Origin of the sequence: Neisseria sp. HMSC070F02 (assembly GCF_001814225.1) — a bacterium.
GTDB classification, from domain to species: Bacteria; Pseudomonadota; Gammaproteobacteria; order Burkholderiales; family Neisseriaceae; genus Neisseria; species Neisseria meningitidis.
Map to the genome: position 1 here is coordinate 1 of NZ_KV815488.1, position 329 is coordinate 329.

At 37.4% G+C, this 329-nt stretch carries 1 pseudogene; it reads right to left on the reverse strand.

Features of this window, described 5'->3' with window-relative positions:
• Positions 1-299: pseudogene (locus HMPREF2959_RS09775) on the reverse strand (IS1595 family transposase); the annotation flags it as partial.
• Positions 300-329 lie beyond the last annotated feature (30 nt).

Consider the following 329-nt stretch of genomic DNA (forward strand, 5'->3'; position numbering starts at 1 on the left):
TGCTAAGTTAAATTGAGGACACGCCCTAGATAACCAGACCAAATTCCCATTAACTAATTGTCTTAAAATCTGAATTTGAGATTCTATTTAAAATGCCATTGGCATTTCTTTAAATGCAGCCCCAAATGCTCTTTGGGAATGCCGTTAAACTTACGTAAATGGCTAAATTCACTAATATCAAGCACATCATAACTACGAAAGGTATCCGTGTATACAATGCCATCAGGCTTAACTTTCTTTCGGATAATTGGCAACAATGTCGCTGATTGCGCATTAGGAACAACGACGGTATAAACCTTATATATTGCGTCCCTAAGAAGGGACGATTA